Below are 26,259 nucleotides of genomic sequence, written 5' to 3' on the forward strand. Positions count from 1 at the left end.
CGTACCCCGTTCAGCCGCCCGCCGAGTCGGCCGGGCGCACCGGCGGGGAGAGTTGCAAAGAATTCTTTGCACAAAATGGTTTGCACAGAATATTCTGTAACCATGCCCGCCGATCCGCCCCCCAGAGAGATCACCGATCCGGCCGCGCTGCGCGCGCTGGCGCACCCGCTGCGCCAGCGCATCCTGCGCGCCCTCGCCGAGAACGGCCCGTCGACCTCCACCGCGCTCGCCGCCCTGCTCGGGGAGAACACCGGAGCTACCAGCTATCACCTGCGACAGCTGGCCGAACACGGATTCATCGAGGAGGCCCCGGAGCTGGCCAAGGGGAAAGAGCGGTGGTGGCGTTCGCCGCCGAAGGATCTGCGGTACCGAATGGACCGCGCACAGTCACCGGAGGTGCGCGAACTCCTGGAGGGACTGTTCGCGCAGCACCTCGCCGAGGACATCGGGATGTTCCGGCAGTACGAGGCGCAGCGGACCGAGCTGGGCGAGTGGGCCGACATCCTGCCCTTTTCGCGCGGCGCGGTCTACGCGACGCCCGCGGAAATCGAGGAATTCTTCGAGGACTACCTGGCACTGCTCAAACGTTTCCAAGCGACCCATCGGGAGGGCCGGCCCGGCACCCGCCGCGTACTGACCCGGTTCCTCGCCTTCCCCGCGCCCGGCAGCACCTCGGCAGAGTAGGCCCACCATGTTCTCGATCGTTCGACGTATCGCGGTAGTCGCCACCATGATCGCCGCTGTCTGCTGCGGGATACCGCCGGCCCACGCACAGGGCGACACCACGACAGTGGATATCACTTTTACTCGCGGCGACGGCACCACGACCACCGGCACCGTCCACGCGCCGCCCGGCGCCACGGACCGTCCGGGCGTCGTTCTCGTCCACGGTTCGGGCGACGGCCGCAGCACCCACTACGACCTCACCGCCGACGCTTTCGCCCGCGCCGGCATCGTGGCGTTGACCTACCGCAAGCGCACCGAGGGATACACGCCGGCACACCGCGACTATTCACAACTGGCCGACGACGCACTGGCAGGTCTCGCCGCATTACAGAGCCGTCCGGAAGTCGATCCCGCCCGGGTGGGTCTGTGGGGGTTGTCCGAGGGCGGCTGGGTCGCACCGCTCGCCGCTTCACGGTCGGCCGAGGCGGCATTCCTGATCACCATCGGCGCGAACTCGGGCCCACCGGCCGCCCAGCAGGCATGGGCGAACGAGACCAGGTTCGGCGCGGCGGGCGTACGCGGCTCGATGGTCGATACGCTCGCACGCAACGGGATTCGGCAGCTCGTCGGCGCCGGACTGTTCGCCCAGGCCGACTACGATCCGATTCCGGTGCTGGAACAGATCACCCAGCCGGTCCTCGCCGTCTGGGGCGACAGGGACCGGCTGACCCCGCCGGGTGACAGCCTGCGCGGTTTCCAGGCCGCGTTCGACCGCGCCGGGAAGCGGAACTACACCCTGGTCACGCTGCCCGGCACCCAGCACGGCGGGCAACCGACCACCGACGGCTTCGACAAGCTGCCCGGGCTGGCACCGGGATACGGCGAACTCATGGGCGAGTGGGTCAACGGGCTACCCCAGTCGGCCTCCGTCCCGCGAGTGGATCTACCTGCGGCGCAGGAACATCCGGTACGTGACCTCGATGCGGTGGCCTGGTGGGAATCCGCTCCCGTGAACCTGCTGCTGCCGGCCGTGATCGCGCTCGCGTTCGGCGGCTATGCCCTGACCAGCGCAGTCCCGGCATGGCGCCTGCCGGACCGGCGACCCGCGCGAATACTCATATCAATGGCCGTGACCGGCATCGTCGGCGCGGTCATCCAGCTCGGCTATATCCTCACGACCCGCGCGACCTCCTTCGGCCCACTGCTGTTCGGACGCACCCTGCCGTGGCTGGCGTTGCAGATCGTTGCCGTGTGCGCGGTGGTCGCGCTGGGCTACCTCGTGGTGCGCACACCCCGCTCGGCGGCGGGAATGTCGAAAGGTGCGTGGGCCCGATGGGCGGTATCGGTCGTCGGCGGGACAGGGTTCGTGCTCTGGGCGATCTACTGGGGCCTGCTACTCCCCTGACCGCACAGCCCTGCCCACCCCGGCCTTACCGGATCGGCTTCCCGACGATCCACTCGTGACCGAACGGATCCCGCACCCGCCCCTGACGCGCCCCGTACGGCTGATCCGCCACCTCGAACACGATCTCGCCACCCGCCTCCACCATGCGCCGGGCAAGGCGGTCGGGATCGGCCGACACCACCGAGAGAAGTAGTCCGCGACCGCCGAGCCGCAGCGGGTCCTGATCGAAAGCGTCGGCGTCCTTCACCTCGAATACGGCTCCGCACGGAAGTCCGAGCGCGGCGAAAACCACCCTGCCGTCCGCCTCGTGCCGCTGTTGCAGAGTGGCACCGAATACGTCGGTGTAGTAGCGGATCGCCGCGTCGGCGCCCTCGATGATCAGTTTCGGGGTGATCTGCTCGATACTCATCAGTGGAGTATGTGCGGAGCCGCCACGCACCGACTTGGAGATTTGTCTCCTGGGGCGCGGACGGTGGCGGACGACAGCTGTTCGCACCACGAACACCTGGTCAGGGCTCGTCGCACAGGCGCCGTACCTCCGAGAACCACGAGCACCCGGGAGGCAGGGCCGCGGCCGAGGGTGGAGCGTGCCCCACGGAGACACGCCCCTCCTGGGGTAGTCGGCTACCGCTGCGGCGGAAGGCTCAGAACGGCTGCCCCTGCAAGAGCGCGAACGCGCCCGCGATGAAGAACAAGGGGATGAAAAGTGCGGTGGCGACGGGATCGCCGTTGAGGTAGCCCTGGCGAATATTTTCCATTGCTGCTGCGGAACCCGAATTCATAAGTGTTGACCCTTTCGCTGTGTCGTGCTCGACACCGCCCACCGTACCGACGCAACCGCAACCAGGACCGGCAGTCGATGGGCGCAAGACTTTCTCATCCAAGGGTGGTGGACCGCGCCGACCACAGCGACTGCCGTACCTTATGCCGGTACCGAAATCGGTTCCGCGGCGTTGTCGGCACCGGGGCCGTGCTCACAACGAAGATCGAGCGGAGTGTGTGAGACGGACCGGCGCGTCACGAGGAGTGTGCAGGCTCTACCGCGCAGATGAGGTTACCTCCGACGCCGAAGCGCCCGGCCCGCATCGAAACCCGAGCGCTCGGTGACCGGCAAGCCCGTTCACCAGGGGCCGCGACCGAACATGATCTCGAAATTCTGATTGCGCGTATACGCGGGCTTGCCGTCCTTGTCGCGCAGGTTGTACATCGCCTCCGTCAACTCTTTCACGGTGGACTTCTGGACTGCGTCGGCGACCGCGGAGTACGACTTGGTGCTCGGGTCCCAGACCAGTGGATCTTTCGGTGCATACCAGAACGAATACACTTCGGGTGAACCATCGTGTCCGATACGTCCGGTTGCCATCGTGACATGTTCGGCATCGTTGTTCCACATAACGATATCGCCGCGCTGCGGTTGCGGACCGCCCGGTTTCCCGGTGTAGGTCCGACGGCCCTCCGGGATCAGCCATTTCCCCATGCGGGGTAGCCAGGCATCCAGGTAGTAGTCGTACTTTGCGCCTTTCGTGAGTGGACGCCGAGGGAGTTCCATCAACTCCCGCAACTGGTGTTTGTCCAGTACGCCGCTACGGACCGCGGCGTAGCCGATCATCTCCCAGCAATTCAGGCCGTAGTGCTCCGACAGCGGCCCGAGTGGCCCCTCCGTTTTCAGCCAGTTCTCGAACCCTCGATGACCCTTATCGAGCAGGCCGGGGTCGTAGTTCGCCCACCGGGCCTTATCGCCCGCGAGGTAGATGCGTTCGAGCTCGTCCGCAATCAGGGCGGGGCCGTTTTCCACTCGTCGCACCGGGGGCTGCTTCCATTTGCCCGGGAACTTCGTCACCCACACGGCGGGTTCGCCGGCCTTGACGCCCACCCGGCGGATCGCTGTCGACCGCTTGTCCAGCTTGTCCATCTTACTCAGGACCTTGGCTGTCTGGTCGCTGTTGCGCAGCTGGACCTCGCCACGACGCGCCCACCGCGCGATGGACTCGGTATCGCGGACGAGGATGCCGGTGACATCGTCGACCACGACGCTGATCCGGCGCAACGTCTGCGCGACAACAGGGTGGACGTTGGTGCCCGACATGCTGTGAGAATACCGGGAAGTTGACCGGGGACCCTCGAACCAGCTGGTAATAAGCATCTTTCGGGTTGGCGACGACGTACTGGTTCGATAGGACGCGCTGCCGCGAGGCCACGCCTGACACCGCACAAAGCAGACCGGAAGACGTGTTCGTACGAGACGTCGAGCCCGGCGTCGAAGACCTGCGGTACGCCGTGGTGACGGATGCGGGCCGTCACTCGGGCTTCGCGCCGGAAGCGATCCGCGAATTCCTCGGCCTCTTCCCCGGTGTCCACCTGGTCGACCCGGATGCGTTTGATGGCGACCGGGCGGTCCAGCACGCTGTCGTAGCCGCGCCACACCGAACCCATGCCGCCGGAGCTGATCGGCTGGGTCAGCTCGTAGCGTCCGGCGATCACTTTCCCCATATCGTCCCCTGCTTTCACCGAAGACGCGACCGGCGTGCAGATGGTCTCCCAGAAAGAAGTCGACGCCGCACGCACCGAACTGACCGAGAAACTCGGCCCACCACAGGTGAAGTCCACGCCCAAGGGCAATATCGAAGTATGGGAGGTATCGGGTGACCCGAAATCAACGGTGACGTATCGCCCATTCAGCAAGTCCGGCGGGCCGACACTGGACTTCAACGACGTTCCCGGGGTGCAGATCAAACGATGGCATATCCCGGGTCAGTAATCTGATCGTCGCCCCTATCGTCAGACAAGGATGAGTGCGTGCAGACATCGGCCGACCTGGAATACGAGGGGACTTCCTTCATCAACTTCCGGGACTTCGACTTCCCGGAGGGTGGCAATCCCTCACGACAATGGATCGACATCAAGCAGTTCACAATCACCGCGCCCCCACCGGCCGATCGCGATCTGTTGTCCGCGCTGATCGGCGATCAGCAGTTCCGTGACGACTACATCGGAGGCGGGGTCGACCCACAGGGCACCCGCCACGGCCCGTACTGGATCGACCGGATTACCCCGGACTCCTACACGCCCGCATCGGCCGATTCCGTCATCGCGCTGGTGACGCGCTGGGTCGATCAGTGCGGTATCGTCCCGGATGCGCTACGCCAGGCGATCGACCAGGAAGTGTTCGGGCCCGCGCGCACTGCCACACACATAGTCACACTGCCCCGGCTCGACGCCTCGGCGGTCAACGATTACGGTTTCATCCACAACGAATTTCACGAGATCATTAGGATCGACACGGTGGGCAGGACTCTCCGGCTCACAGTTGCCGCCGACGATTAGCCTGGTGCGGCACCCGTCGGCATCGACGTCGACCGCCCGCTCCGCGATCTCGGCACCGAACTCGAATGCGCAGGCCGGTTACATGCCATACCGATCGGTATCGAACAGGATCTGACGGGCTCGCCTCGACGCACGGCGGGCGCTCGATCGAGCCCGCGCCGTATGCAATATCACCCGCCGCCGACCGGAGTCACCGGCCGATGCCACCACAATCCTTCCCGCCGAGTCCGACACGGGATGTCTGCTGTCCCGTCGTAGGGCGCCGAGCTGTTTCCGAGCCGGGCGGCCGGCGGCCGGCCCACAAGACCGGCGAACAGTTCCTTGCCGAGCACCTGCGGGACGGAACCGGGGTGTTCGACGGTGATGACCTCACGACAGACAGACCAATCGCTCGTTCCGCGCGCAGCACGGCGGTCGCGACTGCCGAGTCGAATTCGATATAGCATGCTCGAAACGCCACTGCGATAGAGGGAATCATGCGCACGGTGCCACCGGATTGGTATCCGGATCCGGAGAACGAGGGATTCCTGCGGTACTGGAACGGCCGATCCTGGACTCCGGACCGGCGGGTCGCACCGGTTTCGGGAGATCGGCCAGGAGAGGCATCGAAGATCCCGTTGTTCGGTGCCCGGGGTTACGCCAAGCGGCAAACCGAGGAGCTGGCTGCCGCGCTCGCCGAGAATCGGCGACTCCGCGCGCAAGTGGAGCAATTCAACAGGAGCGGGATCGACGATATGCAGCAGCTGCGCGATCGCCTCGAGGCGGAAGTCGCCGAGAAGCAAACAGTACGGGACCCGGTCCTGCTCTGCCATCACTATTCCTTGTCGAGCTGTTCCATCAAGGCGCAGGCGCGCCTTGACGCCGACGCCCGAAGCCCACCGGCCCACGACCTTCCCCGGCGCGCTGCTCAGCCCGAGCGCCGATGGACGAGATATTGATGATCACGCCGCGCTGCCGGAGCCCGCTGGGCAGGGCATGGCGGGTGACCCGGACGCGACGTGCGGCCTCTCATGTTCTCGAGACATCATGAGAGCTGTGAACGAGCGGAAAGAACCGGTCCTGTACGCCATCGTCACCGGCTCGCCGCCCGCCCGCGACGTCCCCCGGCTCATCGACCTGGCGCGGGCCGATGGCTGGGATGTGTGCGTCGTCGCTTCACCGGACGGCCGGGGATTCATCGATGTCGACATGCTCGAAGAGCGGACCGGCCACCCGGTGCGCAGCCACTACAAAAAACCCGGCACACCCGATGTCCTGCCACCCGCCGACGCCATGATCGCGGCACCTCTCACGTGTAATTCCATGGCGAAATGGGCTGCCGGTATCTCGGATACGCTGCCGCTGGGCCTGCTGGTCGAAGCGGTGGGCAAGGGACTGCCGGTGGTGGCGGTGCCGTTCTCCAACCGGGCGCAGATGAGCTTTCCGGCAATCCGGGAAGCCAGACGGAAACTGTCCGAGTGGGGGGTCACCGTACTGGGCGGCGACGAGCAGCACGAACCCGGGACGGGCGAGAACCACCTGGACCTGCTCCCGTGGAAAGCCGCCTGGCAAGCAGTCCTCGACCATCCACGTCGCACTGCCGGTCGCGGCTGACCGCCGAAGCCCGTCCGCTACGGAATGCCCGCCGGTCGCAACCGGGGCGAGCGGCGAACTCCTCACCCACCCGCCCACCGCCGGGAGACGGAACCTCATGCCGGTACCGGGCCGGCAGCCGTCCACACCGCGAGCGCGTCAGCCGGCCGGGCTGGTCCCGAGCGCCTCCACCGCGGCACGGGTGGCGGCGGCCACGAGATCATTGGCCGGTTCGGCATCCTGCTCGGATTTCGTGGTGAGCACCGCGATGACGAGCGGCGCCCGTCCCGGCGGCCAGGCCACGGCCACGTCGAGGGCGGATCCGTAGGCCGGGGACCCGGTTTTGTTGCCGACCTTCCAGCCCGGGGGCAGCCCCGCTCGGATGCGATTGCCGCCGGTGGCGCTGGCGACGAGCCAGGCGGACAGTTGCGCGCGTTCGGGTTCCGCGAGGCTGTCGCCCACCACGAGTGCGCGATAATCGGCGGCCAGTGCGGCGGGGGTGGTGGTGTCGCGTTCGTCTCCGGGAATCGCGGTATTCAGCTCGGTTTCCCAGCGGTCCAGTCGCGAGGTGTCGTCACCGAGGGTGCGGAGGAACGCGGTGAAGCCCGCGGGCCCGTCGAGCAGTTTCAGGATCTGATTTCCGGCCGTGTTGTCGGACACCGTGATCGCCGCCTCGCACAGCGCGGACACCGTCATCCCGGTATCGACATGCTGCTCGGTGACCGGCGAGTTCTCGACAAGATCGGTGCGCGGATACCGGATCACCCGGTCGAAGAATCCCGAGGACAGTGGGTGCTCGTGCAGCAGGGCACCGCACGCGAGTCCCTTGAACGTGGAAGCCATCGGGAACCGCTCACCGTCGCGGTAGGCGACGCTGCGGCCGTCGGCGGTGTCGACCGCGAAGACGCCCAGCCGCGCCCCATGTGCCGCCTCCAGGTCGGCGAACCGGGTGGTCGCGACTTGGCCGGCCGTGCCCGCGGGCGCGGTCGCGACGGTGGTGGCGCCGGGGGCGGTATCGCATGCGGTAGCCGCCGAGAGCGCGGACACCGCCAGCGCGGCGGCCGCGAGTCGGCGGCGATCGAACGAGACGAACTGAACCAGTGCGGAGAATTTCACCCCCGCAGCACATCACCACACCCCGGAGCCGGGCCAATACACAACTGCCCCGCGGAAGAGTCGGACTCGATATCGCCGCAGTTCACCCGTGCCGGACATGCCGTAACAGACACTGCCGACCACACTCGGCCGGCAGCGGCGCGGTACCGGAACACCCGGCACCCGGGCCGGGTCACATCGGGACCGACGCGAAACCGTATTCCCGTAGCATCCGGCCTTCTCTCGCATCCGCCCACGCGGTGGCCACGAAATCGAGCGTGTCCCCGGGCAGAGCGTCGGGGTCGGCCCAGACGAGTTCGCTGCACTTACGTGGTTCGCGGATTTCCGGGGTGCCCTGCCACGACTCCGCGACGAAGAAGATGTCGACCCGAGGTTCACCGGCCCAGCGGAACATTGTGCCGCCCGGGCGTAGATCGGCCGGGGCGAGGTCGATTCCGAGCTCCTCGGCCACCTCACGGACCACCGACACGGTAAGGGTCTGGCCGCGCTCGACGTGGGCGGCCGGCAACCCGAGCTGTCCGTCCGCATAACCGCGCCCGGCCCTTCGTAACAACAGGATCCGGCCACGCTCGACGAGAAAGACATGGGCCGCCACCGGGTAGCGGTCGTGCTTGGTATCGAACACATATCCCGACATGGGCCTCCTTGTTCCGAAGTTCCGCAGCGGGCGGCTGCGGTCGCGTAGCAGGTCGGCGTACACCGTAGCGTCACGGCGCGCCGGTTCGGATGCGGTGATAGAGGTGTTTCGGCCGGCGATGGACCACAGATCGCGACGAGGCCATCTCCGATTCGGTGGCGACGCCACGGTGGCCGTCGCGGCTCCTGCCGTTTGCATCCGGAAGCGGGGCGCGAAAAACTGGCGGGCGAGCCCGGCCGCAGACGATCAGACGCATAGGAAAATTACTGAGCGACAGAGCTTTCCGCTATTGCCGCCGAGCCGGCTCACCTCGGAGGGCGATCCACGCCTTTCGAAAACCGTGTCGCCCAGCCCTCCGCTTCGATCTTCCCGCCCCGGCTCCGGGACACACAATGCGACGAAGAGGTATTCGATGACCGTATCGACACAGGACCGATTGAAGCAGCACGGACTGGAAGTGGATTCCCTCCCCGAAATAGCGGAGATCTTTCCCATCCGGCTCCGCGATCCCGGCGAGTTGGCCGGTCGTGCACTCGCCCTGCACGCACTGCTGGGCATCATCTTTCATCCGGACCCGAGGGAGGTTGCGGAATGGATGCGAGCGGAGAACTTCCTGCAAGTATTGACCGAGCGTGAGAAACAGGTCGTCGCGCTGACCGAACTGCCCGAAGAAGAGATGCTGTGGCAGCAGTCGGCCATGCGGTCGAACCTGCTGACCTGGCGAGCCGAATCCCTGTATGTCCTGCTCTGGGCCTCGGGAAGGATTCCTGACCTCGTCGATCCCAGCGAAAGGATGGACGGTTCGCTGGTCGCCGACCGGCTACCGGCGCTGGGCCGGCCCGTGCAGCCGTTCCTCCGCGAAGCCGGCCTGCGTCCCGGCCGGGAGATACTCACCGAACTGCACTACTACTTCTTCCTGAATCACTTCATGGAGGATGTGTACGAGCAAACCGGAGAAATAATCGGCGACCTGGATCCCATGCTCACCGCGGAACGGTTCCATGCCCTGCATTGGATCACCTGCGCCGGCCAGTCGGAATGGGATGCCGACGAAGAGTAGTCCCGCACCGGCCCGGTCGACGGCGTGACCGGTAGCCCGGCGCGGAGTCGAAGGCAGTGCGTAGGTGTCGACGGCAGCGTCCCGACGAAGGCTCAGCGACCGTTTCGGACTGCCCGTCCTGCTCGAACATGGTGCCAACGCCGCGGCGTGAGCCGAGTACCGGTGCCCTGACCGGACCCGCCCGCGACGCCCACTACATCGCGCCAGGGGCGGGCGATTCACTTCGGCGACGATTCCCTCGCCACCGACGTGGTCCCGGCCCGATCCCGCTCATGAATACCGGGCTGATCGGCGCAGGCGGTGATCTGATCGACGAGTTCGCGCAGCGGGGCCAGGAGATCGGTCAGTTCGGCACCGTTGAGCGCGTAGCACCGAAGGGTGCCACGCCGTTCGACGGTGAGCAGTCGCGCCGCCCGCAGGATTTTGAGGTGATGGGAGACCGCCGGTTGGGAGAGACCGAGCTGCCCGGCGATCTCTCCCACACTGGCCTCCCCGCCGGCTTTCAGCAGCAGGGCGATGATCGCCTGCCGCCGATCGTCGCCGAGGGCCGTGAACAGTGGCTGACATTCGGTGAATGTGCCCAATACGCTTTCCACGGTGGGGGTCACGCCGTCTCCCGAGCGGACAGACGGTTCCGCAACTCACGCAGACCGGTCACCGGCAACGCCCGGTTTTCCCCTTCGGCGATCCAACCGTCGAGCATCAGCCTGGTCTGATCGGCCACCTTGGTGAAATGAGCTTCCAGGTAACGGTTCAGGTCGAACGGGGGCAGCACACGCATCAATCGAAGCACGGACCGGGCCACCCACTTCGACGTGTGGACCCGGCGGCCTCCGGTTTGCGCGGCGACCACTCCCGAGGCTTCCACGCCTGCCTCGACCGCCGGTCCTATATCGGCGAGCAGGGCGGGCAGCGACCAGTCCACCGTCTCCAGCGCAGCGATATAGGGCACCATCAGCGCGGCGACGCGCTCACCACTACCCGCCCGGGTGGAACGGCGGGCACGCAAACCACCGGCGCCCAGCGCGCTCGCCACCGCCTCCGCCCGAGCCGGGTCACCGAGCACCTTCAACACCGAACCGGGTGGCACCCAGTACGCGACCCCCGGCGCCGGCACCTCACCGGTCAACGGCGCGGAATAGGCGAACAGGGACGGCCCCACCTGCACGATCCGCTCGGCCGGCCACACCCGCTCCAGCACGGCCCGATCGTGCAGGTCCTGCCCGATGGTGACCACGGTCGCGTCACCGACGGCGTCCCGCAAATCGGACAGCCACGACCCGCGCAGCGCGGTCGAGGACACACACAGCCACACCATGTCCCACGGCCCGTCCGGAGTCTCGGCGTGTACGCCCTCGGGGCGCAGTCGCTCGGCGACCGGTCCGCCGAACCGGCGCAGCCGATACAGCGTGCGCCCGGTGTCGCCCCACCCGGCCCGCCCGGGCTTGACCAGAAAGTTCACGTCCGCCCCACCGTGTCCCAGCCTCAGGCCGAAAACCTGCCCGAGCGCACCGTCGCCCACCACCAGGATCCGCATCCATCCTCCATCCAAACATTTAAATGAAAGAATATATGACCCCGTTTTCACGACTCTGTGGCGCCGACGAGCGTTCTTCCCGGGGGCCGATGCCAGGCATGAACGCAGGCCCACCCGAACGGGACAAGAAGGACATCGAAGTCATTGTCCAGATGGAGCTCGGGTCGGAAACCGTGGCAGGCAGACGCGGGGAGATGACAAACTACGGGTACGGCTCATGACCCACTCACTGTTTCCGACAGCAACTCGGTCCGTAGATCCTCGACCTCGCGGGTCATTGGGTAGTCGGCCCCGCGTAGTACGCACAGGTCTGCATACAGCGCCTCGAGCAGTTCCAGTGCTCCGACATGATTACCGATCCCCGCGAGGATCTCGGCGAGGTCGCGGCGCATTTCGAGGGCGAGTTCACAGCTGTCACTGTCCGCCGCGGCGACTTCGGCGAGTACCCCGCGCAGGGCGGTCAGCCCGCCGTCGATACCTCCGAGGTCGGGTTCCGGCGCACGTACGTCGAGCTCGGTCATGGCCCCTGACCACAGCTCAGGACCGTCAACTCCTCGAGACTGACAGCACAGCAAGCGCATCCGGTGATCAGGTCGGCCGCTGACGTGACCACCCGCCACCACGACGCCGGCATCGACGCGGGGCCCATCATCTCCCACATCCGATCCGGCCGATGGAGCTTCCTCATCCGCCCCGACCTGCCCGACGACACCGCCCTGTTCGCCGAAATGTTCCGGCTCAACATCTCCATCGTCCGCACCGGCGCCACCATCGCCCTCCCTCCCCCACCGACCGCAGCGAACTCTTCCGCCGCTGGATCCAACCCCCACGCTGCCCCTTCCGCCCCTCCGGCCGCCTCGTGATCGACTCCATCCGCGCCTGCGCCGCCCGTGGCGGCTGGCTGCGAACGCCCACAACGCCGACACCAGCATGATCCGGGCCACCGAAAACCTACCCATTTGTCGATCTCCGTCGCAGGCTGTTTCGGCTCGCACGGTGATCACCAGCGGTCTACGATCGGACCGCAAACCGGCAGAGAAAACCGGACGCAAGGGGGAATTGTGGTCGAGGTCGATCCGGAGAAGCTGCGGTCCGCCGCACAAACTTTGAGCCTTTTGTCCGACGAGATCAACACCGCCCCAGCGCTGGGGGCGGAGCAGGTCGAGGGCAAGTTGGCAGGATCCGAAGTCGGAATAAACCTCGTCGCGTCCACCGAGGCCGCTCGCCAGGCCAGGGACGCGCTCTGCACACGGTTCACGCAGCTCTCGCAGCTGCTCAATGACTCTGCGAGCACTTTCGGTGACAGCGATATAGAGCTGGCCGGTAAGCTCTCGACTATCTCGGCCCTGCTCCCGGATAGCGGCAGCGATGAGAACTAACTCTGCGCCGACTCCATCCGAGGTGCTGAGCTGGGACATCTCGGCACTGGCGGGCATCGGCGAACGCGCCGGCCTGATCGCGGATGCGGTATTGAAAGCCGCGGACTCGATGCAAACCGTGATCCACCACGACATCCCGTGGGAGGGCGAAGCACGCACCGCCGCCGGTGACAGAGCCGACCGCGAGCACACGGATATGCGCGCGATCGGGACTGCCTTCGATGATCTCGCCACGGCATGTGCGGGCGCTGCTCGGGACATGGACTTCCCGCTCGCGGAAATCAAGACTATTTTCCAGCTCTACGTCCACTCCCCAGTCGCCGTAGCCGAAGATTGGACCGTCAGCGGAGTAGAGGACTGGAACTCCGAAGCCGGTGTGCAGCTTTCCCGCTTGGCCGGCCTCGCGTCCGCCCTGACCACCGCCGACTCGCAGTGGGGCGCGAAGATCGCCGAGGCGAACGATGCGCTCCGGGTGTCCGCGCCTGACGACATCCTCTTCCAAACATCCAACAAGGGCCTGCCGCAGCCCCCTGGCGGGTGGAGCAGCGACCCGGCCTATCGGCTCGCACAGGAGATCGCCTACGGTCACGCCTGGGAGAAGCACTACGACGACTTCAAGGGCATGACCCAGGACGACCTCGCCGAGAAGGTCCACCAGATCATGACGGGCCCTAATCAGACCGAACGGCTCGGCAAAGACAAGAATGGCAACCCGGTGATGATGAGCTGGGACGGCTACATCGTCATCGTCGACCCGAGCACGACCGATCACGGAACCGTGTACCGCCCCAAGGACCCGCTGGGGGAATTCATACGCCTCACCAACCAGGTAGAGGATCCCTCGCTCGGGCCCCCCACTCCGCCCGGTGGCCTCGGAGGTACCTACCCTGGCAAGCCGGGCACGGGACCGGCTCGCTGACACCGCACACACCTCAGGAGAACCTTCAATGGGTTTCGACATGGCCTCGCTGAGCCCGAGGGAACACGAATTCCTGGACTCGGCGCTGGCGAGTTACACCGGAGTATCGACCAGCGCGCCGATACCCGTGCGCGCATTCGGGTTCGACGACCGGGACCTGTTCGACACCGAGGTCGGCAGGCTCCGCCACGCGGTCGCCGAGGGGCTTACCCTCAACGACCTCGACACCGCACGAGTTCTGTTTCTCAGCGAACTGGCCTTCGGGAGCGATCTGCTCGGCGCAGGAGTCGAATTCCAGCTCGTCAGCCCGATGCGAGACGACGAAGCGATCGTGATCTTGCGGCAGCTACAACGCAAGCTCTACACCCGCGACGGCGCCAAAGCCCTCTTCCGTCCCGATCTCTATCCGCCTCGATAGCACCGGCGCCGCCATCGCACTCCCCTCCCCCACCGACACGGTGTCACTGTCGGCGTCGTCCAGGCGTCGTTATCGGTGACCGCGTACGAACATCATCGCAGACCCGGCCGAACAGATCCTCGCTCTCGACAATCGGCTCGAACAGCTCGACGGCCAGATCCGGGAAGGACTCCGTGCTCGTCCGCGAGCCGCGATCGTCGAGTCCCTTCGGGGAATCGGGCCGATGGAAATGAGCCGCTTGCACGGCGGTGTCGGCAACGGTACTTCCCGTGACTATGCGGGCGGCAGATGGCCGAGGACCGCGAACATGGTGACCGACAGGTGATAGTCACCGACCGCCACACCCGCTTCGATGGCGGCGACGAGATCGTCACGTTCCTGTTCGGTGATCACCTCCCGGGTCAGCGCGGCCCCGCCGACCTCGTCGAACATCGGGCGCGCGGTGGCCGGGTCCCAGATCACCGCCTCCGAACCCATATCGTCGATCTCGAACCCGGCGGCCACCAGCCGACCGCGCAGGAAACGGCCGGATCTGGCATTGGGGGTGGCCTCGAGCATCGCGGCGATCATCCGGGCGACCACCGCGGGGTCCCCGGGGTGCAGGATGGCGGTCTGCCAGTCGCTGTCGACCAGCACCACCCGGCCGCCCGGCCGCAGGACCCGGGCGATCTCCGCGGTGGCCGCGACGGGGTCGTCGAGGTGCTGGTAGACGCGCTCGCTGCGCACCGCGTCGAAGTGGTCGTCGTCGAACGGCAGCCGGTAGGCGTCGGCTTCCACGAACCGGCACCGCACTCCCGCCGCCGCGGCCCGATCCCGGGCGACGGTGAGCATCGCCGGGTTCGGTTCGACACCGGCAGCCTCCCCACCGGGTCCGACCCGACGGGCGAACTCGAGCACTTCCGACCCGGTCCCCGAGCCGATATCGAGGACTCGCTCCCCGGCGCCGACGGCCAGCGCTTCGTGGGCCCAGCGGCGCATACGCCGGATCCCGGGGAGAGCGGCCTGCAGATCGAGGGCGGCGACGAGCAGGGCCATCGGGTCGGCATCGGACGTCGCGTCCGCGGTGCGCGCGGCCGCGATGGCATCCAGGTGGAAGGACGGCGTCCGTGCGGGTTGCTCGGGTTCGCTCGGCACGGATTCAGACAATAGCGAGGTCGGGGCGGTGTTTCGGCGCAAGCTCGGCATCGATTCGGTGGCGGTTCGGGCGCGAATACGCTGCCGAATGCCCGGCGCGGCCCGGCTCACACGCCTCGCGCCGAGTACCTACGCGATCGGCTTCATGTCTGCGACCGGACCCGCCGACCGGGACCTCGGTGTGCTTCACGCCCGAAAACGCGACACCGTTTCGGCACGCAACCGATGGTCGCCCGGCCGGTCGAGCTGTTCGCCGCGGATCGACACCGCTGAGCCCCATATCGAAGGATGGCGGTTCCGAGGTCCGAGTGGAGTCCGAAGTCCGAGTTCGGTGGAGCCGGCCACCTACCACGATTGTTCAGGTGGGGACCGAGTCGCGGTGGAGCCCGATCGGCGATGTAGAGCGGAGCCGCTACAAGTGAGGTGCCGATACTTCTAATTCTGTGAGAGAAAACATATCTCGCTGTAACACTCTCGCAGTGCGTCGACATGTGACAGCGTAATCATCCTTCGTCCCACCACGGGACACCAACGAAAGGAACCCTGTGAGATCCAGATTCAGCACCTTCGCCGCTGCTGTTTCCATCGCCGCCGCCGGAGTAGGCGTCGCGGCCGGTGCCGCGTCCGCCGCACCGCTGCCCCTGACCGAATCGGCTCCCGTGACCGGAACCGAGATCCAGGACGAGGGCACCGGTTCCGCCGAACAGCTGCTGCCGGCACTGCTGACGCTGGTGACCGGATCGGCCGGGGAAACTCCCACCAACGGCTAGTAATCGGCACCCGTACATCTCTCTCGACGCACGCGGCCCCTGTTCGCCGGGCGTGGCCGCTCCGATGAGAGACGTACAGCACCACCCCAAATCTGCGTAGGTCTCGGATGATTCATCCGTTACCGGCGGTCCCGGAAGGCTGCGGAAGCCTTCCGGGACCGTTCTTTTTCCAAGGCCCCACGTATCCGTCAGATTTCCTCGAGGCGTCCCTCGGTCGAGAACGCAACAGTCGCAGATGTTCTCGGTGACCGGACCGGGGCGACCGGCTCTGTATCGCGACGCTCGACCCGCCGCCTGGCCTGGTGCCGCCGCCGGCGGTCACCTATCGACGCGGCGGGAGATGGGCGAGGACCGCGAACATGGTCACCGACAGCAGATAGTCCCCGATGGCAATACCGGCGTCGATCGCGGCGGTGAGGTCGTCGCGTTCCTGCTGGGTGATCACCCCGTTGGCCAGAGCTCTTCTGCCGAGTTGGTCGAACATGGGACGGACGGTGACCGGGTCCCAGATCACCGCCTCCGAACCCATATCGTCGATGTCGAACCCGGCGGCCACGAGTAGTCCGCGCAGGGAGCGCCCGGCGGTGGCGTTGGGTGTGGTGTCGAGCATCGCGGCGGTCATCCGGGCCACCACCGCGGGGTCGCCCGGATGCAGAATCGCGGTCTGCCAGTCGGTGTCGACGAGCAGGGCACGCCCGCCCGGCCGTAGCACGCGGGCGATCTCGGCGGTCGCGGCGGTGGGGTCGTCGAGGTGCTGGTACACGCGCTCGCAGCGCACGACATCGAACGAATCGTCTTCGAACGGCAACCGGTAGGCATCACCCTCGACGAATCGGGCTTCCACACCGGCCGCGGCGGCCCGCTCCCGCGCGGCGGCCAGCATGGCGGGGTTCGGATCGACTCCCACCGCCTCGCCGCGATCCCCTACGCGCCGTGCGAACTCCAGCACCTCCGAACCGGTCCCCGAGCCGACGTCGAGCGCCCGCTCGCCCGGGGCGGTGTCGAGCGCTCGGTGACCCCATCGGCGCATCCGCCGGATGCCCGGCAGTGCGGCCTGCAGGTCGAGCACGCGGATCAGCACCGCCATCGGGTCGTCTTCGGAAACTGCTGTGCCCTGCTGTGTTTCACTCGTTATCGCGTTCAGATGGAAGGACGGGGACCGCGGCGGCGCGGAGTGGTCACTCGACATGAAGCCGACAGTAACCGCCGATTCGGCCCGGCATGTTTTCCGATCGCCGTATCCCGCGGACGACAGGCTCGTCGTGCGAGTTCGTTCGCGCTTGTGGCCGATCGCCTTCCGGCCTTATAGTCGGCGCAATCCGATCGGAGCTCCCCGGAAGTACAGCCGCAGAGTGGGAGCCCGCACCCGACGAACCGGGCGATGGAGTGGGCGGCGTAGTTTGCCCACCCATTTTCCGGAGGAATTCCATGCACATCGGACTCGGACTCCCCATCGCCGACCCCGTCGCCCTGCTCGAATGGGCGCGCCGGGCCGACGCGGGCCCCTTCTCAACTCTCGGCCTGCTCGACCGCCTCGTCTACGACAATCCCGAACCGCTGGTGGCGCTGGCGGTGCTCGCCGGCGCCACCAGCCGGATAAATGTACAGACCGAGGTTCTGCTGGCCCCGCTGCGCGATACCGCGCTGCTGGCCAAACAGGTCGCGACCCTCGACCGTATGTCGGGCGGCAGACTGGTGCTCGGACTCGGTGTCGGCGGCCGCGCCGACGACCACCTCGCGGCGGGGGTGGACCTGCGCACCCGCGGCCGCCGGATGGACGAGCAACTCGCGCGACTGCGCGAATTGTGGGCCGGTGAACCGTTCGGCGGCGAATGCGGGCCGATCGGGCCCGCGCCGGTTCGCCGCAGCGGACCGCCGATCCTGTTCGGCGGCTTCCGGCCCGCCGCGCTGGAACGCGTCGCCCGCTGGGGTGACGGATTCCTGTCCGCGGTACCGCCACAGTGGTGTGAAGAGCTGTTCGATTCGGTCCGCCGGTCCTGGCACGCGCACGGGCGGCAGGGGGAACCACGGATCGTGGCCCAGGTCAATGTCGCGCTCGGACCGCAATCGGTCATCGACGAGGCCCGGGCGGCCATCGGCGCCTACTACGAATTCACCGACTGGGCCGAACACACCGTGTCGGGTATGCGCACGACACCGGACGAGATCCGCACGGTGATACAGCAGTTCGCCGACCTCGGCGCCGACGAGGTGATGCTGTACTGCTACGGCACCGACCCCGGCCAGGTCGATCGCCTGGCGGACCTGATCGGCTGATCGGTTACGCGCCGATGGGGCGGACGCGGAAAGGTGCGGCGGTCCACGCGGCGCCCGGACCGCCCCATCGGCCGCTTCCTGTGGATGTGGCGCTTGTCCACCTCTCCCGGTCACATCGATCCGCGAGCGGTGCCTTCCGGGGAGACGGCTCCTCCCGTGGCGCGGCGAGCGCCCGTTTCGTGGTTAAAGGTGGATCGGACCGGCCGGCGGCGTGCGGCGATGCGGTCACACACCCCGCCGGCCGGATCGGGCGCCCCGGGGAGGTTGCCTGAACCGTCGATCTCCTCCTCTCCCCCGCGGCGTGCTTCGTCTCCGGTGCGTTCGTCGTTTCCGGTGGCGCGTGGACCACGCCCCGAGCGGGCTCACCGACGTGCCCACCGGCCGGGCTCGCCGGTGAGCCCGGCCTGTGGGCACCGCCGGAGCAGTCGGCTCGCCCATCGACCGACCGGCCGTCCCCACCGGAGCGGGTCGCGACCCCACCCTGACGGGAAGGTAGAGTTGCCGGGCCGAGTGTTCGCCGACCACAGCTGTCCGGCGACGTGGCCGGTTCCCGAGTTCGTCCCGCTCACGACTTCTCCGCGCCCGCTCGGCTTCCCCGATGATTTCGTGCCGGCCCGGCCGTGCGGCGGCGGCCGCGCTCAGTGAACGGAGACAGCCACCGTGGCGACGGCGACGCGCACCGACCATTCCGGTTCCTCGGTGATGGCGGCGCTACGCAGCCCGAAACTGTTACGCACCGAAGTGCTGGCCGGCCTCGTCGTGGCGCTGGCTCTGATCCCCGAGGCGATCGCCTTCTCCGTCATCGCGGGTGTGGATCCGCGGATGGGGTTGTTCGCGTCGTTCACCATGGCGGTCACCATCGCGTTCACCGGTGGCCGCCGCGCCATGATCTCCGCGGCGACCGGTGCCGTGGCATTCGTGGTCGCGCCGGTCGTGCGCGACCACGGTCCGGACTATCTGCCGGCCACGGTGATCCTGGCCGGTGTGCTGCAGATCTCGCTCGGCGTGGCGGGCGTCGCGAAACTGATGCGGTTCATCCCGCGCAGTGTGATGGTCGGCGTGGTCAACTCGCTGGCGATGCTGGTCTTCCTCGCCCAGCTCCCCCAGCTGATCGGGGTGCCGTGGCTGGTGTATCCGCTGGTGGCGGCGGGTGTCGCGATCATCGCACTGCTCCCCAGAGTCACCACCGCGGTACCCGCGCCCCTGGTGGCGGTCGTCGCGCTCACCGCTGTCACCGTGACGTTCGGGCTGCACGTGCCCGATGTCGGCGGCCAAGGAGATCTGCCCTCGTCCCTGCCGCTCCCCCTGCTGCCCGAGGTGCCGTGGACCCTCGAGACGCTGCGGATCATTGCCCCGTACGCGTTCGCGATGGCGGTGGTCGGGCTGCTGGAGTCGCTGATGACCGCCGAACTCGTCGACGACATCACCGACACGGTGTCGAACAAGTCGCGCGAGAGCTGGGGCCAGGGCGTCGCCAATATCGTCACAGGATTATTCGGCGGTCTGGGCGGCTGCGCGGTGATCGGCCAGACGGTGATGAATGTGAAGATCGCCGGCGCCCGCACCCGGATCTCGACCTTCCTTTCGGGGGTGTTCCTGCTGATCCTGGTGGTCGGACTCGGCGGGCTGGTCGCGCGGATCCCGATGGCGGCGCTGGTAGCGGTCATGATCATGGTGTCGATCACCGCGATGGACTGGCATTCGCTGGCTCCCGCGACGCTGCGGCGGATGCCGATCGCCGAGACCACGGTCATGCTGCTGACGGTCGCCGTCACCGTCGTCACCCACAATCTGGCCTACGGCGTGGTCACCGGTGTCCTCACCGCGATGGTCGCCTTCGCGCACCGGGTCGCGCATTTCACCGAGGTCGTACCCGTGGATTCCGCTGCCACCACCCGCGTCTACAAGGTGCGCGGCGAACTGTTCTTCGCCTCCAGCAACGATCTCGTCCATCGCTTCGACTACGACGGCGACCCGACCGAGATCATCCTCGATATGTCCGAAGCGCATATCTGGGACGCTTCCACCGTGGCCGCGCTCGACGCCGTCGCCACGAAGTACGCCGCCAAGGGCAAACGCGTGGAGATACTGGGCCTGAACCCGGCGTCCGTCGCACGGCACCGGCGGTTGTCGGGTCATCTGAGGGGCGGGCACTGATCCGGTTCTGTACACCGGGTATTCGCCGATCCGCTCGCTCACCCGGCCGGAGTCCGGCAGCGGTGTCCGGGGCCGGCTGCCGGTCGCACCATCGGAGCCGCCGCGCACCCCCGCGAGCGCGTAGCATGCTCCACCCCGGGTCGTGGCTCTCGGGTCGATTCGCCACCCACCGCTCAGGGACGCAGCAGAAAATCGACCAACTCGGCGTGCTCGGCGATCCCCGTCCGGGTCCGGCGCGAACCATCCGACAGATGCAGCGCACCGATCCCCATCGCGAACATCCATTCCGCCCGCCGGGTCGCGTTCTCCGGCTCGAACCCGTGGTCCAGGAAAGCCCGGCGAACCACGCGGCGGGCACGCCGGTCGGAGGCACGCACACTCGCCGCGGCGCGCGGATCCGAACGCGCCCATTCCCGCATGGCGCGCTCCAGCGTCCACTGCCGGGAACCGGTGAGCAATCCCATCATCTCGATCAGCCGTTCCCGCGGCGATAACCCGGCAAGCGCGTCCATCCGCTGATGATCCTGATCGCGCCAACCGCCCCACGCCGCCACGAGCGCGTCCTTGAACGCGGCGAAACCGGAGAAGTGATGGTAGAAACTGCCTTTGGTGACCCGCAGCCGCCGGCAGACCTCATCCAGTTTGAGCGCGCGGAAGCCCTCCTCCGCCAGCACGGTGTAGCCGGCCTGCAACCAGTCGTCCACCGTCAACTGAACAGCACCACGCGCCCGCGCCATCGGGTCAGCTTAACCGGGTAGTGGAGTTTCCCGCGCACCCGGCGGCCCCGCTGGGCCACGTCGACACCGAGACTTACGCGCGTTAGGAGACCGAGCGCTGCCCGGCCCCCTTGGAACGGCTCGTCGATGTGGGCCCGAAGAGGGCCGACGTCCTGGCTACCCGGTGGGCGCCAGTACTCGGCCTCCTGTTACCCGGCCCCGGGTGGGGGCCAATTCGGCATCGCGGCGGACGACTCCTGCATCGCCGAACTCGAGGTATTTGATACCGCTGGTCCACGGAATCGTTTGCACAGGAGCATTCCCGTCCAGGAAGCATCGCCTCACGGCCGGTTGGGTGGGTTACCACCGCTCTTCTCGTGCGCTGTCCCATAGGTCTCGGTCCACTCGGGACCGAACTCCTGGGTCATCCGCGCATTTCCAGTAGATATGCCGGAATGCGTACCGTGATCGCCCGGCCCGATCCGTCGGCGAGCCGTGGCACGGTCCGGTTGTCGCCCGTCACCGAGGTCTTCCTCCGCCGCCGGCAACCGGGCCGCCCGGGCCTCGATACCGGCGACCACGGTGTCGGCGACCAGGCGCGCGTGGCGGCGCACCGCCCGCGGGGAGAGGGGGTCCGCCGGGGCGATCCGGGTCGCCAGCGGCAGCTGCGCGAAGGGGGCGGTGGCGCCGCTGGTGATGAGGAAGTGCAGGGTGCGGAGGTCGTCACGATTGAGGATCCGCTGGCGGAGCAGCGGTTTGAGCGGTTCGGCGAGCAGCATCGACATCGGTTCGATGTGCCGGTCGTAGAGGTAGGTCAGTCTGGGTCCTTCGATGGCCGATTCCATACTGATCAACCGCACCACATCCGGATATTCGGCCTGGATCTCCAGGAAGCGGATGATGCCGGCGCGGAATTCCTCCAGCGGCGGCAGATCGTCGCGGTCGGGGCGGATCCGCAGCAGCGTGACGACATCGGTGAAGATCCAGTCCACCACTGCGTACCACAGTGCTTCCTTGGATCCGAACCGCTGATGGATCAGGTTGTGGCTCACCCCGAGTTCCCGGTTGATCGCGGCGACCGAGGCGCCCGCGAACCCGTCGCGCGCGAAGACCCGCAGTGCGACCGTGAGGATCTCGTCCACGGAGGCGGGGGAATCGCCGGTGGGCGGGCGCCCTCGCCCTTTGCGCGACCCCCGTGGTTCCGGTGCGACCTCTACGTCCATGGATACGGATTATATTGACAGCTATCAATTTCTCTGCGAGGGTGACACCGATCACTTCGCTGTGCGGTGTGGGGGATAGCAACGCGCCGGCCCGGGTCGGTGCCACGGCCGCTCCGCGCCCGACGAGGACGGGACACTGCTATGGAATCCTTTGTGCACCTGCGAAAAGGCACCACTCCCGACCGGATGCACGCTGATCTCGGCGGTCTCAAGGACGATGAACTGGGCCGCGGCGGATTCACCGGGCGCACCGCCCAGCTGTACCGGCGCAACGAGCCGATGGGCTATCGCGCCGAAGGGCCGCTGGCCCCCGTCGACGTGCTCGCCGACACGCTGAAGCCCACCGACTCCACCGACCCGGCCGGCTCACCGCTACTGCTGTTCTCCAATACCGACTGCCGGATCCTGCTGAGCCGGCGCGCGCGGGAGATGCCGTTCTTCGCGCGCTACGTCGACGGCGATCTGCTCTCGTTCGTCCACAAGGGCAGCGGACTGCTGGAGACCGAGTTCGGGCCACTGCGCTATCGCGAGGGCGACTGGGTGTATCTCCCGAAGGCCTGCACCTTCCGGCAGGTGCCCGACAGCGAATCCACCTGGCTGATGGTCGAGGCGACCGAGGAGTTCCGGGTTCCGCCGGCCGGTCCGCTGGGGCGGCATTTCCCTTTCGACCCGGGCAAGATGGTCGTCCCCGACCCGCAGGCCATGGATGACGACGGGCGCGACGAGTACGAAGTGCGGTTGATCCACGAGGGCGGCCCCACATCCCTGTTCTATCGGCACCATCCGCTGGACGTGGTGGGCTGGCAGGGAGACAATTTCCCGTTCACATTCAATATCGCCGACTACAACGTGATCCTTTCCGATACCGTCCACCTGCCCGCCACCGTGCATCTGTTCATGCAGGCCACCGGCGTGTACGTGATGAACTTCCTGCCGAAGCGGGCCGAATCGGCGCCGGGGACCGAAACCGTGCCGTGGTATCACCGCAACGCCGACTACGACGAGATCGCGTTCTTCCACGGCGGCGATATGTACGGCGTCCCCATGCCGCCGGGGCTGATCTCCCACGCACCGCAGGGTGTCCACCACGGCGCACCGGAGAAGATGCGCGAGCGGGCGCGGCGCAAACGCGAGGAGATCACCCGTATCGGGTGGACCACGATCGCGGTCGACACGCGGCGGCGGCTCACTCCCTCCCCCGAGGTGCGGGCCGCGAACCTCGGCGCGCACTGAGGGGCCGGACATCCGGGCGGTCACGTACCGCGGCCGCCCCCGCGGTGCGCGGGGGAAACGAAAGACGAAGGCAGGAACGATGTCGCATCATGTCGAACGCGTCCCGTATGTGGTGGCGTACGCGAACACCTCCGGCACCCGGGACGCCTACGGCGGTCTCACCGAAACTGTCACTCTCGATTCGGTTCTGGTGAAACCGAAGGACCTCCCGTCCGACACGGTGCTGGTGCTCATGCACCCCGTCTCCAGCGGCACCTATCTGCCGATCGTCACCGCGCTGGCCCGGGCCGGGCATCACATCATCGTCTGCAACAGCCGCTACCGCGGCGCCGACGCCGCGCTGCTCATGGAGAAAGTGGTGCAGGACCTCGGCGAATGTATCCGTGACGCCAAGAAGCGGCTCGGCTACACCAAGGTGGTCCTGGCCGGGTGGAGCGGCGGCGGCTCGCTGTCGGTGTACTACCAGCAGCAGGCCACGCATCCGACCGTGACCTCGAGCCCCTCGGGCGACGGACCCGACCTCACCACACTCGACCTGATCCCGGCCGACGGCATCCTGCTCATGGCCGCTCACATCAGCCGTCACCACACGCTCACCGAATGCCTGGACCCGTCGATACTCGACGAGACCGACCCGGCGCGGCGCGACCCGGAGCTGGATCTCTACAACCCCGACAACCCCAACCGGCCGCCCTATCGCGCCGAATTCGTCGCCCGCTACCGGCAGGCGCAACTCGACCGGAACCGGCGGATCACCGCCTGGGTGAAGGAGAAGCTGGCGGCGATCGAGGCCTCGGACCGGCCACAGGACGAGTTCTGTTTCGTCGTGCACGGCACCATGGCCGACCCCACCGTCCTCGACCCCGCCCTCGATCCCAACGATCGCACTCCCGGCGAGTCCTATCTGGGCGAACCGCAGGAGGTGAACATGGGTGCGTTCGGTCTGGCCCGGTTCACCACCCTGCGTAGCTGGCTGTCGCAGTGGAGCATCGACGACGCCCGCGGCGACGCGGTGGCCTGCGGGCCGGATATCGAGGTCCCCACCCTGGTCATCTACAACGCCGCCGACAATGTGTGCACACCCTCGCACGCCCATCGCATCCACGAGGCCCTGGGCAGCGCGGACAAGGAACTGCATGAGATCCCCCGCGCCAACCACTACTACCTGGGCCCCGATCAGCGGGAGCCGCTGGCGAAGGCGATCGCGCTCGTCGACGGCTGGTTGCGCGCCCGCGATCTGGGTCCCGCCGCGTGATCCCGCCGCGAACCCCGGCCCGGTGGGAGCACGGTGCGCGGGCCGCCCGCCCAACCCCTCGGACCCGCCCCCATGACCACCGGAGATAATGCCGCGATGGACTCCGCGACAAACGGTGCTCTCGACGGTATCCGGGTACTCGAGATCGGGACGCTGATCTCCGGCCCCTTCGCCGGCCGCCTCCTCGGGGATATGGGGGCCGAGGTGATCAAACTGGAACCGCCCGACGCCCCCGACCCACTACGCACCTGGGGGCAGGCCGAGCTCGACGGACATCACTTCTTCTGGACCGTGCACGCGCGCAACAAGAAAGCCGTCACCCTCAATCTGCGCGAGGACGCGGGACGGGACCTCTTCCTGGAACTCGCCGCGAAATCCGACATCATCGTGGAGAACCTGCGGCCCGGCACGCTGGAACGGTGGGGTCTCGGTTATGACATACTGCGCGAACACAATCGGGGCATCATCCTGGTCCGGGTGTCCGGGTACGGGCAGACCGGCCCGGAGGCCCGCAAGGCCGGATACGCCTCGGTCGCCGAAGCGGCCAGCGGCCTGCGCCATATGAACGGTTTTCCCGGCGGCCCACCGCCGCGTCTCGCGCTCTCCCTCGGCGACAGTCTGGCCGGGATGTTCGCCGCCCAGGGTGCGCTGGCGGCGCTGTACCGGCGCACCGTCACCGGGGAGGGGCAGATCGTCGACGCGGCGCTCACCGAGGCCTGCCTGGCGGTCCAGGAGTCCACCATTCCCGACTACGACATCGGCGGTGTGGTCCGCGGCCCGTCGGGCACCCGGCTGGAAGGTATCGCGCCGTCCAATATCTACCGCACCGCCGACGGAAGCTGGGTGGTGATCGCGGCCAACCAGGACACGGTGTTCCGCCGGCTCTGCGCGGCGATGGACCAGCCGGAGCTGGCCACCGACGAACGATTCGCCGACCACACCGCACGCGGGCGCAACCAGGACGAACTCGACGCGATCATCGGAGCCTGGGCGGCACGGCGACAGCCCGGGGAGATCATCGCGACGCTCGGCGAAGCCGGCGTGATCAGCGGGCCCATCAACACCGTCGCCGAGGTGGTCACCGATCCGCAACTGAATGCACGCGGCATGATCGCCGACCACTACGACGAGCGCATCGAACGGAATGTGAAAGGCCCGGGGGTGGTACCCGTGCTGTCGGCGACTCCGGGAACCATCCGCAATGCCGGGTCGGCGCGGCCGGGTCAGCACAACGACGAGGTGTATTCGGGTCTGCTCGGAAAATCCGCGGCCGAGCTGGCGGCGCTGCGGTCGCGAGGGATCGTCTAGGGCGCCGGATTCCGGCGCACCCGATCCGCCGCTCCACCGATCCTCCGAGACGGCCCGCTCGACGATGTCGAGCCGCTATCATCGAACGGTGGCGTGAGACACCATGCGGCACAGTGTCGTCGGCGACGAGCGGCCGGATGCGTGTCGGCCGCC

29 protein-coding genes are annotated in these 26,259 nt (G+C 67.4%); 17 read left to right on the forward strand and 12 right to left on the reverse strand.

Going from position 1 to position 26,259, the window contains the following annotated elements:
• Window positions 1-102 precede the first annotated feature (102 nt).
• Window positions 103-684 carry an ArsR/SmtB family transcription factor gene (locus ON38_RS29295; protein ID WP_039828325.1) on the forward strand — a complete coding sequence of 194 codons (582 nt, stop codon included), beginning with the start codon at window positions 103-105 and terminating at the stop codon, window positions 682-684.
• 7 nt (window positions 685-691) lie between these two features.
• On the forward strand, window positions 692-2,071 hold the full coding sequence (locus ON38_RS29300; RefSeq protein ID WP_051165428.1) for an alpha/beta hydrolase family protein: 1,380 nt from the start codon (window positions 692-694) through the stop codon (window positions 2,069-2,071).
• A 25-nt stretch (window positions 2,072-2,096) separates the two neighbouring features.
• Here the strand turns inward: ON38_RS29300 and ON38_RS29305 are convergent, their stop codons facing one another.
• The 3 genes from ON38_RS29305 to ON38_RS29310 form a co-directional block, all read right to left on the reverse strand.
• Entirely contained in the window at window positions 2,097-2,480 is a 384-nt protein-coding gene (locus tag ON38_RS29305) for a VOC family protein (protein ID WP_039828326.1), read from the reverse strand.
• A 235-nt stretch (window positions 2,481-2,715) separates the two neighbouring features.
• The gene (locus tag ON38_RS36495) at window positions 2,716-2,895 is read right to left on the reverse strand and encodes a hypothetical protein (protein WP_157181984.1); all 180 of its coding nucleotides are present in this window, start codon (window positions 2,893-2,895) and stop codon (window positions 2,716-2,718) included.
• A 296-nt stretch (window positions 2,896-3,191) separates the two neighbouring features.
• Entirely contained in the window at window positions 3,192-4,157 is a 966-nt protein-coding gene (locus ON38_RS29310) for a hypothetical protein (protein WP_039828327.1), read from the reverse strand.
• Window positions 4,158-4,601: 444 nt separating this feature from the next.
• On the opposite strand from ON38_RS29310, the gene ON38_RS29315 reads away from it, so the two are divergent.
• The 4 genes from ON38_RS29315 (at window position 4,602) to ON38_RS29330 (ending at window position 6,988) form a co-directional block, all read left to right on the forward strand.
• Window positions 4,602-4,829, forward strand: coding sequence for a hypothetical protein (locus tag ON38_RS29315; protein WP_157181985.1), 228 nt, complete (start codon window positions 4,602-4,604; stop codon window positions 4,827-4,829).
• A gap of 38 nt (window positions 4,830-4,867) precedes the next feature.
• Complete coding sequence (locus tag ON38_RS29320) at window positions 4,868-5,395, forward strand: hypothetical protein (RefSeq protein WP_039828329.1); 528 nt, start codon at window positions 4,868-4,870, stop codon at window positions 5,393-5,395.
• A 476-nt stretch (window positions 5,396-5,871) separates the two neighbouring features.
• The gene (locus tag ON38_RS38310; protein ID WP_083873199.1) at window positions 5,872-6,333 is read left to right on the forward strand and encodes a DUF2510 domain-containing protein; all 462 of its coding nucleotides are present in this window, start codon (window positions 5,872-5,874) and stop codon (window positions 6,331-6,333) included.
• An 88-nt stretch (window positions 6,334-6,421) separates the two neighbouring features.
• Window positions 6,422-6,988, forward strand: a complete 567-nt coding sequence (locus tag ON38_RS29330) for a flavoprotein (RefSeq protein WP_039828331.1) — start codon at window positions 6,422-6,424, stop codon at window positions 6,986-6,988.
• 138 nt (window positions 6,989-7,126) lie between these two features.
• On the opposite strand, the gene bla is transcribed toward ON38_RS29330, so the two are convergent.
• On the reverse strand, window positions 7,127-8,083 hold the full coding sequence (gene bla / locus ON38_RS29335; RefSeq protein ID WP_051165431.1) for a class A beta-lactamase: 957 nt from the start codon (window positions 8,081-8,083) through the stop codon (window positions 7,127-7,129).
• A 172-nt stretch (window positions 8,084-8,255) separates the two neighbouring features.
• Window positions 8,256-8,720: an NUDIX domain-containing protein gene (locus ON38_RS29340; RefSeq protein ID WP_051165433.1), complete on the reverse strand. Its 465-nt coding sequence runs from the start codon at window positions 8,718-8,720 to the stop codon at window positions 8,256-8,258.
• Window positions 8,721-9,132: 412 nt separating this feature from the next.
• On the opposite strand from ON38_RS29340, the gene ON38_RS36500 reads away from it, so the two are divergent.
• Window positions 9,133-9,780, forward strand: a complete 648-nt coding sequence (locus ON38_RS36500; protein ID WP_157181986.1) for a DUF4272 domain-containing protein — start codon at window positions 9,133-9,135, stop codon at window positions 9,778-9,780.
• 218 nt (window positions 9,781-9,998) lie between these two features.
• On the opposite strand, the gene ON38_RS29350 is transcribed toward ON38_RS36500, so the two are convergent.
• The 3 genes from ON38_RS29350 to ON38_RS29360 form a co-directional block, all read right to left on the reverse strand.
• On the reverse strand, window positions 9,999-10,388 hold the full coding sequence (locus ON38_RS29350) for an ArsR/SmtB family transcription factor (protein WP_245564374.1): 390 nt from the start codon (window positions 10,386-10,388) through the stop codon (window positions 9,999-10,001).
• The gene (locus tag ON38_RS34470) at window positions 10,385-11,317 is read right to left on the reverse strand and encodes a ketopantoate reductase family protein (protein ID WP_051165435.1); all 933 of its coding nucleotides are present in this window, start codon (window positions 11,315-11,317) and stop codon (window positions 10,385-10,387) included. The genes ON38_RS29350 and ON38_RS34470 overlap by 4 nt, the downstream gene beginning before the upstream one ends.
• A 215-nt stretch (window positions 11,318-11,532) precedes the next feature.
• A complete protein-coding gene (locus ON38_RS29360) occupies window positions 11,533-11,838 on the reverse strand; it encodes a hypothetical protein (RefSeq protein WP_039828333.1) in 306 nt (101 codons plus the stop codon).
• Between the two features lie 84 nt (window positions 11,839-11,922).
• On the opposite strand from ON38_RS29360, the gene ON38_RS29365 reads away from it, so the two are divergent.
• From ON38_RS29365 to ON38_RS29380, 4 genes are all read left to right on the forward strand, one after another.
• Entirely contained in the window at window positions 11,923-12,180 is a 258-nt protein-coding gene (locus ON38_RS29365; RefSeq protein ID WP_051165437.1) for a hypothetical protein, read from the forward strand.
• Window positions 12,181-12,378: 198 nt separating this feature from the next.
• A complete protein-coding gene (locus tag ON38_RS29370; RefSeq protein ID WP_051165439.1) occupies window positions 12,379-12,696 on the forward strand; it encodes a type VII secretion target in 318 nt (105 codons plus the stop codon).
• Window positions 12,697-12,718: 22 nt separating this feature from the next.
• A complete protein-coding gene (locus tag ON38_RS34475) occupies window positions 12,719-13,615 on the forward strand; it encodes a hypothetical protein (RefSeq protein WP_051165440.1) in 897 nt (298 codons plus the stop codon).
• A 28-nt stretch (window positions 13,616-13,643) separates the two neighbouring features.
• Window positions 13,644-14,033 carry a hypothetical protein gene (locus tag ON38_RS29380; protein ID WP_051165442.1) on the forward strand — a complete coding sequence of 130 codons (390 nt, stop codon included), beginning with the start codon at window positions 13,644-13,646 and terminating at the stop codon, window positions 14,031-14,033.
• 273 nt (window positions 14,034-14,306) lie between these two features.
• Here the strand turns inward: ON38_RS29380 and ON38_RS29385 are convergent, their stop codons facing one another.
• Window positions 14,307-15,167 carry a methyltransferase domain-containing protein gene (locus ON38_RS29385; RefSeq protein WP_245564376.1) on the reverse strand — a complete coding sequence of 287 codons (861 nt, stop codon included), beginning with the start codon at window positions 15,165-15,167 and terminating at the stop codon, window positions 14,307-14,309.
• 545 nt (window positions 15,168-15,712) lie between these two features.
• Here ON38_RS29385 and ON38_RS29390 point away from each other — a divergent pair.
• On the forward strand, window positions 15,713-15,937 hold the full coding sequence (locus ON38_RS29390; protein ID WP_039828334.1) for a hypothetical protein: 225 nt from the start codon (window positions 15,713-15,715) through the stop codon (window positions 15,935-15,937).
• 322 nt (window positions 15,938-16,259) lie between these two features.
• Here ON38_RS29390 and ON38_RS29395 read toward each other — a convergent pair whose 3' ends face one another.
• Complete coding sequence (locus ON38_RS29395) at window positions 16,260-17,126, reverse strand: methyltransferase domain-containing protein (RefSeq protein ID WP_083873201.1); 867 nt, start codon at window positions 17,124-17,126, stop codon at window positions 16,260-16,262.
• A 239-nt stretch (window positions 17,127-17,365) separates the two neighbouring features.
• Here ON38_RS29395 and ON38_RS29400 point away from each other — a divergent pair, with 239 nt between their 5' ends.
• Together ON38_RS29400 and ON38_RS29405 are read left to right on the forward strand one after the other, a co-directional pair.
• On the forward strand, window positions 17,366-18,214 hold the full coding sequence (locus ON38_RS29400; protein ID WP_039828335.1) for an LLM class flavin-dependent oxidoreductase: 849 nt from the start codon (window positions 17,366-17,368) through the stop codon (window positions 18,212-18,214).
• Between the two features lie 702 nt (window positions 18,215-18,916).
• Entirely contained in the window at window positions 18,917-20,371 is a 1,455-nt protein-coding gene (locus tag ON38_RS29405; protein WP_051165452.1) for a SulP family inorganic anion transporter, read from the forward strand.
• Window positions 20,372-20,544: 173 nt separating this feature from the next.
• Here the strand turns inward: ON38_RS29405 and ON38_RS29410 are convergent, their stop codons facing one another.
• Window positions 20,545-21,108 carry a TetR/AcrR family transcriptional regulator gene (locus ON38_RS29410; protein ID WP_039828337.1) on the reverse strand — a complete coding sequence of 188 codons (564 nt, stop codon included), beginning with the start codon at window positions 21,106-21,108 and terminating at the stop codon, window positions 20,545-20,547.
• Between the two features lie 320 nt (window positions 21,109-21,428).
• On the reverse strand, window positions 21,429-22,310 hold the full coding sequence (locus ON38_RS29415; protein ID WP_083873202.1) for a TetR/AcrR family transcriptional regulator: 882 nt from the start codon (window positions 22,308-22,310) through the stop codon (window positions 21,429-21,431).
• A gap of 141 nt (window positions 22,311-22,451) precedes the next feature.
• On the opposite strand from ON38_RS29415, the gene ON38_RS29420 reads away from it, so the two are divergent.
• The 3 genes from ON38_RS29420 (at window position 22,452) to ON38_RS29430 (ending at window position 26,106) form a co-directional block, all read left to right on the forward strand.
• Window positions 22,452-23,543, forward strand: coding sequence for a homogentisate 1,2-dioxygenase (locus tag ON38_RS29420; protein ID WP_039828338.1), 1,092 nt, complete (start codon window positions 22,452-22,454; stop codon window positions 23,541-23,543).
• A 79-nt stretch (window positions 23,544-23,622) separates the two neighbouring features.
• Window positions 23,623-24,798, forward strand: coding sequence for a serine aminopeptidase domain-containing protein (locus ON38_RS29425; RefSeq protein ID WP_039828339.1), 1,176 nt, complete (start codon window positions 23,623-23,625; stop codon window positions 24,796-24,798).
• Window positions 24,799-24,894: 96 nt separating this feature from the next.
• Window positions 24,895-26,106: a CaiB/BaiF CoA transferase family protein gene (locus tag ON38_RS29430; protein ID WP_039828364.1), complete on the forward strand. Its 1,212-nt coding sequence runs from the start codon at window positions 24,895-24,897 to the stop codon at window positions 26,104-26,106.
• Window positions 26,107-26,259 lie beyond the last annotated feature (153 nt).

It is taken from the genome of Nocardia testacea NBRC 100365, from assembly GCF_000308775.1.
GTDB lineage: Bacteria > Actinomycetota > Actinomycetes > Mycobacteriales > Mycobacteriaceae > Nocardia > Nocardia testacea.